Annotated in this window: 16 protein-coding genes; 15 read left to right on the top strand and 1 reads right to left on the bottom strand. The window is 29.3% G+C overall.

From position 1 onward, the window contains the following. Positions 1-69 precede the first annotated feature (69 nt). From mraY to pyrR, 15 genes are all read left to right on the top strand, one after another. On the top strand, positions 70-1,026 hold the full coding sequence (gene mraY / locus CLOPA_RS13610; RefSeq protein WP_015616026.1) for a phospho-N-acetylmuramoyl-pentapeptide-transferase: 957 nt from the start codon (positions 70-72) through the stop codon (positions 1,024-1,026). Positions 1,027-1,200: 174 nt separating this feature from the next. Continuing rightward, positions 1,201-2,313: a putative lipid II flippase FtsW gene (gene ftsW, locus CLOPA_RS13605; protein WP_015616025.1), complete on the top strand. Its 1,113-nt coding sequence runs from the start codon at positions 1,201-1,203 to the stop codon at positions 2,311-2,313. Positions 2,314-2,494: 181 nt separating this feature from the next. Continuing rightward, complete coding sequence (locus CLOPA_RS13600) at positions 2,495-3,253, top strand: cell division protein FtsQ/DivIB (protein ID WP_015616024.1); 759 nt, start codon at positions 2,495-2,497, stop codon at positions 3,251-3,253. An 11-nt stretch (positions 3,254-3,264) separates the two neighbouring features. Then, positions 3,265-4,026, top strand: coding sequence for a DUF881 domain-containing protein (locus CLOPA_RS13595; protein WP_015616023.1), 762 nt, complete (start codon positions 3,265-3,267; stop codon positions 4,024-4,026). Between the two features lie 61 nt (positions 4,027-4,087). Further along, positions 4,088-4,426, top strand: a complete 339-nt coding sequence (locus CLOPA_RS13590) for a small basic family protein (protein WP_015616022.1) — start codon at positions 4,088-4,090, stop codon at positions 4,424-4,426. A 13-nt stretch (positions 4,427-4,439) separates the two neighbouring features. Beyond that, complete coding sequence (locus CLOPA_RS13585) at positions 4,440-5,165, top strand: DUF881 domain-containing protein (RefSeq protein ID WP_015616021.1); 726 nt, start codon at positions 4,440-4,442, stop codon at positions 5,163-5,165. Positions 5,166-5,337: 172 nt separating this feature from the next. Further along, entirely contained in the window at positions 5,338-6,003 is a 666-nt protein-coding gene (locus CLOPA_RS13580; RefSeq protein ID WP_015616020.1) for a YggS family pyridoxal phosphate-dependent enzyme, read from the top strand. A gap of 16 nt (positions 6,004-6,019) precedes the next feature. Further along, positions 6,020-6,478, top strand: a complete 459-nt coding sequence (locus CLOPA_RS13575) for a cell division protein SepF (RefSeq protein WP_015616019.1) — start codon at positions 6,020-6,022, stop codon at positions 6,476-6,478. Between the two features lie 179 nt (positions 6,479-6,657). Then, a complete protein-coding gene (locus tag CLOPA_RS13570; protein WP_015616018.1) occupies positions 6,658-7,428 on the top strand; it encodes an RNA-binding protein in 771 nt (256 codons plus the stop codon). Positions 7,429-7,442: 14 nt separating this feature from the next. Further along, positions 7,443-8,054 (top strand): DivIVA domain-containing protein, encoded by a 612-nt coding sequence (locus CLOPA_RS13565; protein ID WP_015616017.1) that lies wholly within the window; start codon positions 7,443-7,445, stop codon positions 8,052-8,054. 53 nt (positions 8,055-8,107) lie between these two features. After that, complete coding sequence (locus CLOPA_RS13560; protein WP_015616016.1) at positions 8,108-8,797, top strand: 5'-methylthioadenosine/adenosylhomocysteine nucleosidase; 690 nt, start codon at positions 8,108-8,110, stop codon at positions 8,795-8,797. Positions 8,798-8,947: 150 nt separating this feature from the next. Beyond that, positions 8,948-9,559 carry a TraR/DksA C4-type zinc finger protein gene (locus CLOPA_RS13555; RefSeq protein WP_015616015.1) on the top strand — a complete coding sequence of 204 codons (612 nt, stop codon included), beginning with the start codon at positions 8,948-8,950 and terminating at the stop codon, positions 9,557-9,559. 385 nt (positions 9,560-9,944) lie between these two features. Next, on the top strand, positions 9,945-10,403 hold the full coding sequence (gene lspA, locus CLOPA_RS13550) for a signal peptidase II (RefSeq protein ID WP_015616014.1): 459 nt from the start codon (positions 9,945-9,947) through the stop codon (positions 10,401-10,403). Next, a complete protein-coding gene (locus CLOPA_RS13545; protein WP_015616013.1) occupies positions 10,390-11,307 on the top strand; it encodes an RluA family pseudouridine synthase in 918 nt (305 codons plus the stop codon). Before lspA ends, CLOPA_RS13545 begins: the two co-directional genes overlap by 14 nt. 305 nt (positions 11,308-11,612) lie before the next feature. Next, the gene (gene pyrR, locus CLOPA_RS13540; protein WP_015616012.1) at positions 11,613-12,146 is read left to right on the top strand and encodes a bifunctional pyr operon transcriptional regulator/uracil phosphoribosyltransferase PyrR; all 534 of its coding nucleotides are present in this window, start codon (positions 11,613-11,615) and stop codon (positions 12,144-12,146) included. Positions 12,147-12,440: 294 nt separating this feature from the next. Here the strand turns inward: pyrR and CLOPA_RS13535 are convergent, their stop codons facing one another. Then, the gene (locus tag CLOPA_RS13535; RefSeq protein WP_015616011.1) at positions 12,441-14,171 is read right to left on the bottom strand and encodes an Rqc2 family fibronectin-binding protein; all 1,731 of its coding nucleotides are present in this window, start codon (positions 14,169-14,171) and stop codon (positions 12,441-12,443) included. Between the last annotated feature and the right edge of the window lie 415 nt (positions 14,172-14,586).

Here is a 14,586-nt window from a genome sequence, read left to right as displayed (position 1 = left end):
GCTAATAGATTAACTATTTTATCTGATATGTTCTAAAAGATATAAACAATTAGAAAAGGAGATGCAATTATGAGTGCAATAATATATTCTGTATTAGTAGCATTTTTAATTTCTTTGTTACAGGGACCTATTTTAATACCTGTACTTCATAAGCTAAAATTTGGACAAAATATAAGAGAGGAAGGACCTAAAAGTCATAGAAAAAAAGCGGGAACCCCTACCATGGGTGGAATAATATTTATAATTACCACAGCTATAACTATGTTTATAATGAAGAACAATATATTATCAAATAAAACTACAATATTTGCATTCATATGTTTATTAGTATTTGGAATTATAGGATTCCTGGATGATTTTTTGAAAATAGTACATAAGAGAAATGAAGGACTTACAGCCAGACAAAAGTCTTCTCTTCAGCTTATAGCTTCCTGTATAATTGCATACTATTCTTATCTTAATATTGGAACAGATGTATATATACCATTTTTCAAAACAACTTTACAGTTGAATCCAATAGTATATATGATTTTTATAGTATTCTTTTTAGTTGCAATAACCAATGCTGTAAATTTGACGGATGGATTAGATGGACTAGCAACCTCTGTAACATTGCTGGTAATGACATTTTTTGCAATAGTTAGTTTTGCATGGCATTACTATGAGCTTGCTATATTTTGTGGTATCGTAGCAGGTGCTTTGCTGGGATTTTTAAAATATAACACCTTTCCTGCTCAAATTTTTATGGGTGATACAGGATCTCTGGCACTTGGAGGTGCAATAGGAGGTATAGCTATCATACTAAAATTTCCAATAGTGGTTATAATAGTAGGGGGGATATATGTACTGGAAGCAGCTTCAGTAATTATTCAGGTTACTTCCTTTAAGCTTACAGGGAAAAGAGTGTTTAAAATGGCCCCCATTCATCATCATTTTGAACAGCTTGGATGGCATGAAACTAAGGTAGTTGCTATATTCTCAATAGTTACTGTTATATTATGTTTGATATCACTTTTATCATTGTAGGTATTTTTCAGAAAATAATTAGAAATTGCTTTACTTTTGTGGTAGTGTAATTTCAGATAATATAATGTTTCTTATGGTGGTTTGACAATAATAGTATTTTTAAATAGTAAATTGATTAAATCTATTACTATTTATTTTGAGTTATTTGTATTAAGTAATTTTTGGAGGTATGTTATGAATAAACCTAAATTTTTCCAAAAGGTGGAGGTTGACTTTGTTTTATTGGCAACAGTTTTACTGATTTTGGCAATTGGTGTTGTAATGGTATATAGTGCAAGCTCTTATAGTGCACTTAATGATCCAACTATTCATGATGATATGTTCTTTTTAAAGAAACAGGGACTTTTTGCTATTTTGGGTATTGTTATAATGTTAGTTGTTGAAAAAATTGACTATCATAAAATTAAAGGAGCAACAAATATTATAATACTTATAACTGTTATTTTGCTAGGAATAGTTCTCTTTTGCCCTGCGGTAAATGGAGCTAAACGATGGATACCCTTAGGACCTTTAGGTAATCTTCAGCCATCTGAAATTGCAAAATATGCTGTGGTAATATTACTAGCAAAAGGTATAGAAAAAACAGGAGAAAATATCAAAAAGTTTTTTCCAACAGTAGTTATATATTTACTAGTAGCAGCCTTCTTTGCAGGCTTTGTATACATAGAAAAAAATTTAAGCATAGCAACTGTAATTATGCTGGTTAGCTTGATAATAATATATGTAGGTGGAGCAAAGGGGTGGCAGCTGGGATCAATAATTTTCTCTCTTGTGCCTTTAGGCTTTGTATTTATCAAAGCAGAACCCTATAGGTGGGCGAGACTTATGTCCTTTAGAAATCCATGGAGTGATGCTAAAAATGTAGGATATCAGCTTGTACAGTCACTGCTTGCTCTGGGTTCTGGAGGAGTAATGGGACTGGGACTTGGACAATCACGGCAAAAGGCTTATTACATACCAGAACCTCATAATGATTTTATTTTTGCAATTATAGGTGAGGAGTTAGGTTTTGTGGGCTGCGTGCTTATAATAATACTGTTTTTAATTTTAATACAGAGAGGTATTAAAATAGCAATTCATGCTAAAGATATATACGGTACATTAATAGCTGTAGGAATTACATCAGTGTTGGCTGTGCAGGCTATAATAAATATAGCTGTTGTTACAGGTTCTATACCAGTTACAGGGGTGCCTCTTCCCTTTATCAGTTACGGAGGTTCTTCTTTAGTAGTTAATTTGATGGCTGTGGGAATTTTGCTGAATATATCTTCTCAAACTAATAAATAGTAATTATAGCATTGCTTACAAGCAATGCTATAATTTTATAAATTTAAATGTCTTTTATTATTTAAATAGGTGATGTTATGTGGTATCATTAATTATAATATTAAATAAGGCATATTCAAAAAAATAGCTTGCAGTTTTGTGTTGTTATTTATTTTCAGGTGCCTAACTAACGGGTGAGTGTATGGAAGAAAGTAAAAATGAACTTATAGAAAAGAGAAGAAGAAAAAGAAGAATTAAAAAAGTTTTTTTTAGTATGATATTGCTAATTTCTGTGCTTATTACTTTATGTTTAAAATTAACATATTTTAATATAAAGTATGTCAATGTATTAAATAATAAAACTATAGATTCTAATGAAATAATTAAAGAATCAGGTATACAAAAAAATACAAACATATTTTATATGAATAGTACAAATATTAAAAATAATATTTTGAATAATCCCTATATACTTAGTGTAGATATAAGTAGGAAATTGCCAAACGCAGTGGATATAAATGTAATTGAAACAAAAGCAGTATTTTATATACAAAATGGTAATAAATTTAGTGTTATAGATAAAGATGGAAGGGTACTTGAGGTAAGAGATAATATTGATAATATGAATCTTGTAAAAATTATTGGTGTGGATGCATCAAAAACTTCAGTTGGGAAAGTAATTCCTTTTAATGATAATAAAGAACTTGATACTATAAATATTCTTACCAACATTATAATGGATAATGATGTATGTAAAAATATTAAAGTATTAAATGTCACCGACAGTATGGATTTGGAGGCTTATTATAATAATATGTGTATTAAACTTGGTAAAAGTGAAGATTTGCAGAAAAAGTTGAATAGGGCTATTAATATAATAAGTGATAGAAATTTATCTGCTTCAACGGGGTATGTAGATGTAAGTTTTAATGGAAATCCAGTATTTTTTGTTGAAAAATAGGAGGATACAATATGACAGGATATAATATAAATAGAGCAAAATCTCAGATAGCTGTGGCATTAGTCTGTTGTATACTTGGATTTATGCTGGCTTATCAGTTTAGAATAATAAGTCTTCAGGAATCCAATTTAAATATTCAAGGGGATAGTTCACAGATTACTGGACAAGTTGAACAATTAAAAAATGAAAAGGATGATTTAAATAAAAAGGTTAATGAGCTTCAAACTAAATTAAAGCAATATCAAGATGCAGCGGCTACTAAAAGTGGTGCAGATAAGCAGGTGTTAGATGAGTTAAATAGCTTAAATGCCCTAGTAGGTAGTGAAGATGTGCAGGGCCCTGGGATTATTGTAACAATAACACCTAGAAATAATACTATCTTTTCTTCAAATATTGACAGTATAAGTAGTGTCATTACAGATAAAGCTTTAATTAATGTAGTAAATGAATTGCGTTTTGCTGGAGCAGAGGCTATTTCTATAAATAATATAAGAGTGACATCTTATACTGGCATAAAGACTTCTGGTGGCGTTTCAAATATATTTATAGGAACCAGTGATAGAATTTCACCCTATGAAACAATTACCATAAGGGCTATAGGGAATAAGGATACACTTAATTCGGAAATGGTTTTTCCAGGAGTATTGTATAATAATCCAGATATACCTTCTTCAGCCTATACAGTTGCCACACCGCAAAAAAGTGATAATATACAGATTCCTAAATCTAATAAAGTTTTTAATTTTGAATATGCAAAACCTGTAAATAAATAATTAGAGCAAGGTATTTTTTACTAATGGTTATGACTACTATACTATTTAAGGAGTTGATTGTATGATAGCATTTTTTGGTTTGTTGATAGGAATTATAATAGGCGTATTATGGAATGTACCTATACCAGATCAATTTTCACCATATATGTCAGTTGCAATATTTGCCTGTCTTGACTCGGTATTTGGTGCTTTAAGGGCAGCACTTTCAAAGCAATTTAGAGCAGATGTATTTATTTCAGGCTTCTTTGGAAATGCAGTGCTTTCTGTGGCATTAGTATATCTAGGAGATAAATTGGGAATACCTATCTATCTTGCGGCAGTTATAGTTTTTGGAAGTAGAATATTTAATAATTTTGCATTAATAAGAAGAACATTACTGGATAGAGGTAAAACTCAGTGATGAGGTGAATAAAGTGAAAAATAATGAATCAACAGTATTTGTATTTGCAGCCTGTATAATAATTGGAATATTAATAACTTCAAATTTTAATTTTTCTAGAACTACTACAAGAGTTTTCTTAAATGCAAAGCAATATCAGGATCAGTATAATTATAAAAATAATTTAGTTAGTCAAATTAATGAATTAAGAGATAATTATTTTGATTTACAAAACAAGATACAGAAATTTGACAATACTAAAAGCAGTGAAGTCTTAGAGCAGGAATTAAAGCAGGAATTAAATAATGCTAAAGTTATTTCGGGAGAAATGGATGTAGAAGGCCCTGGGGTTAAAATACAATTGGATGATGGGACAGATAAATTTAATGGAGCTGTTATAAATTCTAATTATGACTTACGAAAATTGATTCATAATTTTGATGTAAGTTATATAGTTAATGATTTACAGTTAGCTGGGGCAGAGGCTATTTCTGTAAATGGTCAGAGAATAGCAAGTACTACAGAAATTTACTGTATAGGACCCTTTATCAGGGTTAATGGTGTGTCTCTTGGTTCTCCCTTTTATATAAATGCCATTGGAGACAAGGATAAGTTAAAGGATTATATGATGTCAAGTAATAATTATTTATACACTATGATAAATAGAGGTATTGATGTTACTTTATATCAAAGTGATAATATAAAAATTGGAGGCTATGATGGAGATCTTAGTCATAGTTATTTGAAAGCCAAGAATTAATTTTTATACAACCTGCAGGAGATCATTTTTATCCGGAAAATATGATGATGTATAATTAAATTAAAAAAATTACTTAATTTGTGAAGGATTTTTTTATTTTATGAAGAATAATATATTTATAGAGGTTAATTGCTAGAATAATATATCGATATTATAAGGAGACGGTGTAATTTTGTCTATAAAAGAAAATATTTGTAAGATAAAAACACAGCTGCCTGAAAATGTTACTTTAATAGCTGTATCCAAAACTAGGACTGTAGAAGAAATTCAAGAGGCATACAATGAGGGCATAAGAGATTTTGGAGAAAATAGGGTTCAAGAACTTATAGGAAAAACAGACAGATTTGATTCTTCCGTTAGATGGCATCTTATAGGTCATCTTCAGACTAATAAAGTAAAATATATTGTTGGTAAAGTTCATTTGATTCATTCTGTGGACAGTATTAAGTTGATAAATGAAATTGAAAAAAGATATGCTGCTAATAATTTAATAGCAAATGTACTGGTTCAGATAAATATTGGAAGAGAAGCATCAAAAACTGGTATATTTAAAGAAGATCTACCTGAAATTTTAGAAGAATGCGAGAAATGCAATAATTTGAAAGTTAAAGGTCTTATGGCTGTAATTCCAAAGGGATCAGAAGAAGGGTGCAGAATGTATTTTACCGAAATGAGACATATATGGAATAACGTAAAGGAAAAGAATTATAATAATATTTCTATGGAGTATCTATCTATGGGAATGACTCATGATTATAAAATTGCTTTAGAAGAAGAAGCCAATATGATTAGAGTTGGTGAAGGCATATTTGGTAAAAGGAACTATAATAAATTATAAATAGGAGGAAAACAAAATGGCAAAAATGTTTAATAAAATTATGGGTATTATTGGGCTTGATGATGGAAGCATAGAAGAGGAATTTGATGATCAGGAGGATATGAAGCTTCCGAGAGAAACGGATGAAGAATTGGATGAACCAATACTAAGCAGCAAGAAAAGTAATAAAGTTGTAAACATTCATACAGCCTCATCTGTAAGAGTTGTTATTTCAAGACCTAAGGATTATGATGAAGCAACGGCTATATGTGATGAACTGAAAAATAGAAGGATTATAGTTGTAAATGTTAGTGATTTAGAGCCTAAAACAGCTCAAAGACTACTTGATTTTATGGGTGGTGCTAGTTACGTACTTAATGGTGAATTGCAGGAAGTAGAAAAAAATGTATACATATTATCACCTTCAAATGTAGAAGTTTCTAATGAATTACAAACTGAACTTTCAGGAAAAAGTATGTTCATGTGGAATAAATAAGGCATATGAAAATAACTAGTAATTCAAAGATGCCACGTATATTTTGAATCATGCAAGAAAACAGGTGACCAAGATAGTGAGCTATCTGAGGGCTCTGTTGACGCAGTAGGATTTAAAATAGACTAGCATACTGGCTAGTTATTTATTTGAATGTGCCGAATATAGATTGAAGAGAGAAAATGAATAAAAATGAATTTTTAAATAGTATTTTCAGTGAAGATAAATTAACTTTATCCAATATTTTTGATAAAATTAATCTTGCAATTAAAATAAGAAAAACAGTGTATACTAATGAATTTTATACTCCTGATATTTGTAATGGTCTGTGTAGATTAGCAAATTCCTTAGGTATACAAATTATGCAGTATGGGATTTTTGAAAATAGTGAAAGAAATATGTTGGCTTTTTCTGAACAAGAAGTTGATTATTTTCCAGTAGGACTTATTAAAATAGAAAATAAGTCAAAATTTAACAATTTAACTCACAGGGACTATTTGGGAGCTATAATGTCCATAGGCATTAACAGAAATAAGTTTGGAGATCTAATTGTAGTAGATAATTCATGTTTTGTTGCAGTTAGCAAGGATATATTAAGTTATATAATAGATAATTTATCTTCCATAGGAAAATGTTCTTGTAATATTTATGAATTAGAACCTGTAAGTTATAATATACCAAAGATAAAATTTGAGGAATTTACCATTATTGTTTCTTCTCTCAGATTGGATTGCTTAGTAAGTTCCATATGCAATATATCTCGAAGTAAAGCAGTTGAGTTAATAAGTAGAGGCAATATATTTTTAAATTATACATTAGAGAAAGAAAAAGATTATGATGTTGCTTTTGGAACTACTATAACTATAAGAGGATATGGTAAATACAAATTAATAGGTGATATTGGTGTTACTGCTAAAAATAGAATAAAAGTCCTTATAAAAAAATTTGTTTAATCGGGGTGGTAAAGATGAGATTAACTTCAATGGATATAAACAATAAAGAGTTTAAAAAGGTATTAAGAGGATATGATCAGGATGAAGTAGATGAATTTTTGGATAAAATAGGAGATAACTATGAGGAAATATATAAAGAAAATTCTGCACTAAAAGAAAAAGTAGCTATTCTCAATGAAAAAATTGATCATTATTTAAAAATCGAGAATACTATCCAAAATACTCTTCTCTTAGCGCAAAATGCAGCGGAACAAGCTAAGCAATCTTCAAAAAAAGAAGCGGAATTAGTAGTGAGAAACGCAAATGATACCGCACAGAGAATAATAGATAAAGCCAATAGTGAAGTGCTTAGAATAAGTGATGACTACGAAACTATTAAACAAGAATTTATAAAGTTCAGAGCAAAATATAGGAATTTTATGAATACTCAGCTGGATATGTTCAATGATTTAGAAATGGATTTTGAAAAAAATTATAACATAATCAATACAGAGCAGGTTAAGGAAAAGGAAATAGAAGAGTATGATGATAAAGATTTATCCACTGAATTAAAGGCTTTAGATGACAAAGAAGAAAATTTTAATGATGATTTGAATGAAATAAAGAGTTTCTTTGTAAAAGAGTAAAAAAATCTCACCTGTAAGTGGGATTTTTTATTGATTAGTTTAGGAGGTTTACTATGATAATTGGAATAATTGGAGCAATGGATGAAGAAGTGGAATTACTTTTAAAAAAGATAAAGCTTAAGAGAAAAGAAAATAAAGCATCTATGGAATTTAATTTTGGTGAACTGTATGAAAAAGATTTAGTAATAGTAAGATGCGGCATTGGCAAGGTTAATGCTGCTGTATGCAGTCAAATACTAATTGATGATTTTAATGTAGATGCTGTAATAAATGTTGGAATCGCTGGAGGAATAGGAAAAGGCATTTTCCCAGGAGACATAGTTATTGCAGAAAATCTAGTGCAATATGATATGGATACTTCTGCTTTTGGTGATAAAATAGGCCAAATACCTAGACTTGACACCTATGATTTTAAATGTGATAGTGAGCTGATTGAACTAGCTAAAAAGGCTTGTGAAAGCTTTGAAAAAAACTTTTTTACAGGAAGAATAGCTACAGGGGATCAATTTGTGGCAGATATAGAAAAAATTAAATGGTTAAATAAGGATTTTGGTGCAGTTGCCTGTGAAATGGAAGGTGGAAGTATTGCACAGGTTTGCTATTTAAATAAAGTACCTTTTGTTGTGATAAGGTCTATATCAGATAATGCAAATAATGGTGCACATATGGATTTTGAAAAATTTACACCTATAGCAGTGAAAAATTCTACATATATACTAGAAAATATGATAAAAATAATGTAATAAAAAATTTTTCATTTGGCAGAATAACTTATAGGAGAACTTAAAAATCTATTGATTTTAAGCTACTTTAATATAAGGCATCTTCAAGAAAATATTGTAGTATATTTTACTTATTAATTGTTTTCAGATGACTTAGAAGGAGTTGTTATTATGCAAATGGAGAAACTTGAGCATTTTAAAAAAAAGCTTATAAATGAAAGAGAAAAGGTCAATGATCTTTTGAATTTAATGGTTAAAAATGAGACCATCGATTCAAAGAGTGAAATTTCTTCTGAATTATCTTATTACGATAATCATCCATCGGATATAGCAACTGAAATTAATGATATAGAAAAGGGCATGGCTTTTAGGGAAAATGAGAAATCTATCATCAGAAGAATAGATGATGCATTGACAAGAATTGAGGATGAAAGTTATGGAAAATGTAAATCCTGTGGTGAAGCCATAGATACAGGAAGACTTGAATTTATGCCCTATGCAGAAAATTGTGTAAAATGTGAAAACAAAATTAATAATTTAAAGCAGAGAGAAATACACGATAGACCTGTAGAAGAGAAGGTTATAGGACATCCTTTTGGAAAGGACTATAGGCATCAACTATATAGTTCAGAATTTGATTCCGAAGATAGCTATGAAAGCGTGGAAGCATTTAATAAAATGGAAAATATAGTGGAAATTTATGATTACGAAGATCAGCAAGGGTACGTGGAGCCTATAGAAAAAATAAGCAATGACCAGTATAAAAGTCAATTACCAGATTAATAAGTTTATCCGATGACTAGTGGCTGTAGTACTATAACAGTCACACGTCCCTGGATAATTCATCTAAACTTAGTGGAATCACAAGTTTCTATTAAGTAAGATTCATTGATGGCGGGAATAATTCCCGCCTAATTTAGGCAGTTAAGGCATGTGAAAATAAATAACAAGTCAAAGCTGGGATGTATATTTTGAATCATACAAGGAAATAGGTTCTAATGATAGTGGATGCTATCAGATGGTTCTGTTAACGGGGTAGCATGCAAAATAGACTAGTATACTGGCTAGTTATTTATTCGAAGATGACTAAAGAGAAATAACTAGTGAATATATGGAAATTTGTTATTTTTTATATGCCTTATTAGAGCAGAGATAAGGTGGGATAAATATGGAGCTAATTATAATTATATTAGTAAATATAATTGATAGATTCAGTAAGATTTGGGCATTAAAAACTCTAAAAGACAACAATGATGTAGTTATTATTAAGAATATATTTAGTTTGTCTTATTTAGAAAACAGGGGAGCTGCCTGGGGTATATTTCAGGGAAAAACCAATTTTTTATTAGTAATAACTATATTTGTAATTATAGGGATAATATATTTTATATTTAAGTACAAACCTAAAAACAAGCTTATAAGAATAAGCTTGAGCTTTATAATTGGCGGTGCTATCGGCAATATGTATGATAGATTGGTGAATAAATATGTAGTGGATTTTATATATTTTCACTACAAGGATGTTTACAGCTTTCCAACTTTTAATGTAGCTGATATGTCTGTGGTAGTAGGAACTATACTACTTGCGTTATGTCTATTAAAGGATGATAATAATGGAATACTTTAATTTTAAAGTAGAAAAGCCTGAAGAGAATACAAGATTAGATGTATTTGTTAGTACAAAATTGCAAGATAAGTCAAGAAGCTATATACAGGGGATAATTGAAGATGGCGGCGTTCAGGTAAATAATAAATGTAAAAAGAGCAATTACAAATTAAAAATTAATGATGAGGTATGTATTAATATTCCTGAAAATAAAGAATTAGACGTAGCAGCAGAAAATATAAAACTTGATATATTGTATGAAGACAGCGATGTGATAGTTATAAATAAACCTCAGGGTATGGTAGTGCACCCAGCACCAGGTAATTATACAGGTACTTTAGTCAATGCCTTATTATATCACTGCAAAGATTTATCAGGAATAAATGGAGTAAACAGACCGGGAATAGTACATAGAATAGATAAGGACACCTCCGGGGTATTGGTGGTAGCTAAAAATGATAGGGCTCATAAATTTTTAGCAGAACAATTAAAAGGGCATACTATGACAAGAGTATACTTAGCCTTGGTAGAAGGACTAATAAAAGTTGATGAAGGAACTGTGGATGTACCTCTTGCAAGACATCCGGTGGAACGGATCAAAATTAGCGTAGTGAAAGATGGAAGAAATGCAGTTACCCATTATAAAGTCATAGAAAGATTTAAAAATAATACATTAATTCAGTGCAGATTAGAAACTGGAAGGACTCATCAAATTAGAGTACATATGGCACATATGGGTCATCCTCTTGTGGGAGATGCTATTTACGGATATAAAAAGCAAAGATTTAATTTAAAAGGGCAAATGCTTCATGCAAAGAAATTAGGATTTATTCATCCTTCCAGTGAAAAGTATATGGAGTTTGAAGCTGCTGTGCCTGTTTATTTTACTAGAATTATAGATATTTTAAGAAATGAATTGAAATAAAAAATATTGTATGATATTATATCTTTATTCTCAATCAATAAATAGCCTTTAAATGTACCCGAGAGGTCATAAGGATATTATTAGTTTCATTTAGTTAATAATTTTCCTTAACCGTTTTTTGGTTAAGGTTTTTTAATTTTAACTGTAGAACTAATAAATGATAAATATGAGCATAGTATTTCTATATTTGTTTACAAAAAATATTTTTTATAAAGAGGATTTACTTTTAATAATGGGTTTGATGAATTGGTTGCGGGATTGAGGTTAAAAAAGATTTAGTGATAATCTAAAGGGGAGAATAATATATGAAGCTTAAAGCTGTATTATTAGATGAAAAAGCTATTAAGAGAACTTTAACTAGAATTTCTCATGAAATTATTGAAAAAAACAAAGGTACTGCAGATATGATTTTAATTGGTATAAAGAGAAGAGGCGTGCCTTTAGCAGAAAGAATTGCAGAAATTATAGAAAGCATAGAGGGTAATGCTATACCCGTAGCCAGTGTAGATATAACTTTATACAGAGATGATCTTAAAAATGATAATGAAACCATAGTTAATACAGAGGAATTAAAATTAGATATAAAAAATAAAAAGATTATATTGGTAGATGATGTACTTCATACAGGAAGAACTGCCAGAGCAGCCATAGATGCAATTATAGATTGTGGAAGGCCTAGGATGATTCAGCTTGCTGCATTAATAGATAGGGGACACAGGGAATTACCAATAAGAGCGGATTATGTAGGAAAGAACGTTCCAACTTCTAATAGCGAAGTTATAGCAGTTAGAGTTTCAGAACTAGATGGCAAAGATTCTGTAGGCATATATGAAATATAAAATTAGGTGGAATTGAAACATTATTATATATTGTCTGCACAAAGGCAAAATTACATGGATATATTGGATTTTTCTTTAAATAGTAAAAGTGAGTAAAATGAAAAAGAATTTGTATTAAAAAAATTTTTATTTTCAGAATTCAAATATATATTTGTAATAATAAGAACACTATGAAAATCATGCCAATTTCATAGTGTTCTTATTATTTTACATGTAATTAATTATATTTTATGCAAGCATGAATATTTAAGCTTTTGCAATAGGATTGCCTTCTATTATTTTATCCTCAATAACTTACTTGTGCTGATCAAGTTTTTTAGGCATAATATTGATAGTCTTATTTGTCAGATATATAACCATACCAGGTTTGGCACCGGAAGGCTTTTTCACATTTTTAACCTCTGTATAGTCTACAGCCACATTATTAGAATGTTTCGCTTTACTGTAATAAGCAGCAAGGCCAGCCGCTTCCTCTAGCGTCTTATCAGATATAGGACCATAATTTTTAATAATTACATGAGAACCAGGTATATTTTTAGTGTGCATCCAAATATCTCTTTTATCTGCAAACTTTAATGTAAGATAGTCATTTTGAAAATTATTTTTTCCAACATAAATGTCTATACCATCACTGGATATAAAATGATAAGGTTTTGAAGCCTTTGGTGATTTTTTATTATTTTTTTTATTGAATTTTATATATCCTGTTTCAATAAGTTCTTTTTTTATTTCTTCAATTTCATTATAGTCTTCACAGTTTTTAATGTTAGTAAATACAGATTGAAGATATTCAATTTCCTTAGAATTTGCTTCTAATTGTATTTTTGCCATCTTTTCTGTGGTTTTAAGCTTATTGTATTTTTTAAAGTAAATTTGAATATTTTCAGAAGGAGTTTTATTTTCATTTAATTTTATAGTTATATTTTCAAGTGCTTCACTGTAATAATTTTGCAAAGTTATATTTTTATTGCCTTTTTTTATGGAATATATGTTAGCAGTAAGCAATTCTCCATATAATTTGTATTTATCCTTACTTTCACATTCTATCAATTTCTGTTTTAGTATTTCATCTTTTTTAAGACATCTATCTAAATTAGTGTTAACAATTCTTTGAAGGTCTATACTGTGGTTATTTAGTCTATCAGCTCTATCCTTTTCAAAATAAAAGTTCTCTAATAATTCCGATGAAGAAAAGTATTCTGCTTCATCCATAGACTTTAAATTGGTTAGTTTTACACAGGAAAATTCCTTTATAATATCATTTTCAGAATAAGTATTATAGGAAAATTTGCGATCCTTTAAATCTTTAAAAAAATTATTTATGCAATCATAAGCCTTATCAGAGGTAATATTGTCTATTTCTATACTTAAGTGCAATCTAAACATAATTTCTCTTGAAAGTGGTTTGCTTACACCAATAAAGACTTTAGAACACATATTTTCGTCAATAGAGATATTATTATTAGATAGATAACCTAAAAAGTCCTCCTTTGAGAAATTAAAAGGATTTAGTCTTTCACTTTTTGGAGGATATATATACTCAATTCCTGGATAAAGGGATCTAAATCTATTTATTTCAGGAGTAATATGTTTTATACTATCCATGATAAGGGTATCTCTTGCCCTTACTAAGGTTATATTGCTATGTCTGCCCATTATTTCTACAATTAACGAATATATACTATTAAAACCTAAATCATCAACGCTTTCAAAGTCAAAAATTATTATTCTATCTGTGGATACCTGTCTTATGTCAACTATTTTTGCATTCAAAAGATATTTTCTAAGCACCATGCAAAACATAGGGGGAGTAAGAGGGTTTTGTTTACTGTTTTTAGTAATATGTATTTTAGGATAGCTGGAGCTAGCACTTATTAAAAGTCTATAATTTTTATTATCAATTCCTCTTATAAGAAAATTTAATTCATCCTTTTCCGGTTGATTTATTTTGCTTATTCTACTGCCAATGAATTTGTCCTTAAGTTCGCATAGAATGCTATATATATATATTCCATCTAGTGCCATTAAAATCATTCCTTCCATGTAAGGCATATTCAAATAAATAATCAATAAGTATGCCAGTCTATCTTGAATCATACTGTGTTAACAAAATGCAGTGATATACCACTATCATCATACAAAATATGTATCCTACCTTTAAATTGCTATTTATCCGTACATGTCTAAATATAGTAATATTTTTTATTTCAGTAAAATATTATTAAAAGTTGTATACATTAAGCATAAAATTTATTATTATTATTTTGTGAAAAAGAAAATTAATTATTAGTTTAAGATTAGTTTAATTAATATTAACCTTTTTAGTATAGCATTAATATTGAACATATTCAAATAAAACAAAGTGCTCTTGTTCTTTGTATTGTTGTTTATTTTTCTGTATCGTACTATATAAATTCTAATTGCAAATAACTCAATAATA

Source organism: Clostridium pasteurianum BC1, from assembly GCF_000389635.1.
Classification (GTDB): Bacteria; Bacillota; Clostridia; order Clostridiales; family Clostridiaceae; genus Clostridium_I; species Clostridium_I pasteurianum_A.
The sequence above is the reverse complement of the archived record's forward strand: the minus strand, read 5'-3'. Positions and strand labels throughout refer to the sequence as shown.

Excerpts from the sequence above, each read along its gene's own strand:
- lspA (WP_015616014.1), top strand. The coding sequence starts at position 9,945 with ATGGAGCTAATTATAATTATATTAGTAAATATAATTGATAGATTCAGT.
- CLOPA_RS13565 (WP_015616017.1), top strand. The coding sequence starts at position 7,443 with ATGAGATTAACTTCAATGGATATAAACAATAAAGAGTTTAAAAAGGTA.
- pyrR (WP_015616012.1), top strand. The coding sequence starts at position 11,613 with ATGAAGCTTAAAGCTGTATTATTAGATGAAAAAGCTATTAAGAGAACT.
- CLOPA_RS13570 (WP_015616018.1), top strand. The coding sequence starts at position 6,658 with ATGAATAAAAATGAATTTTTAAATAGTATTTTCAGTGAAGATAAATTA.
- ftsW (WP_015616025.1), top strand. The coding sequence starts at position 1,201 with ATGAATAAACCTAAATTTTTCCAAAAGGTGGAGGTTGACTTTGTTTTA.
- CLOPA_RS13575 (WP_015616019.1), top strand. The coding sequence starts at position 6,020 with ATGGCAAAAATGTTTAATAAAATTATGGGTATTATTGGGCTTGATGAT.
- CLOPA_RS13600 (WP_015616024.1), top strand. The coding sequence starts at position 2,495 with ATGGAAGAAAGTAAAAATGAACTTATAGAAAAGAGAAGAAGAAAAAGA.
- CLOPA_RS13590 (WP_015616022.1), top strand. The coding sequence starts at position 4,088 with ATGATAGCATTTTTTGGTTTGTTGATAGGAATTATAATAGGCGTATTA.
- mraY (WP_015616026.1), top strand. The coding sequence starts at position 70 with ATGAGTGCAATAATATATTCTGTATTAGTAGCATTTTTAATTTCTTTG.
- CLOPA_RS13560 (WP_015616016.1), top strand. The coding sequence starts at position 8,108 with ATGATAATTGGAATAATTGGAGCAATGGATGAAGAAGTGGAATTACTT.
- CLOPA_RS13595 (WP_015616023.1), top strand. The coding sequence starts at position 3,265 with ATGACAGGATATAATATAAATAGAGCAAAATCTCAGATAGCTGTGGCA.
- CLOPA_RS13545 (WP_015616013.1), top strand. The coding sequence starts at position 10,390 with ATGGAATACTTTAATTTTAAAGTAGAAAAGCCTGAAGAGAATACAAGA.
- CLOPA_RS13555 (WP_015616015.1), top strand. The coding sequence starts at position 8,948 with ATGCAAATGGAGAAACTTGAGCATTTTAAAAAAAAGCTTATAAATGAA.
- CLOPA_RS13535 (WP_015616011.1), bottom strand. The coding sequence starts at position 14,171 with ATGGCACTAGATGGAATATATATATATAGCATTCTATGCGAACTTAAG.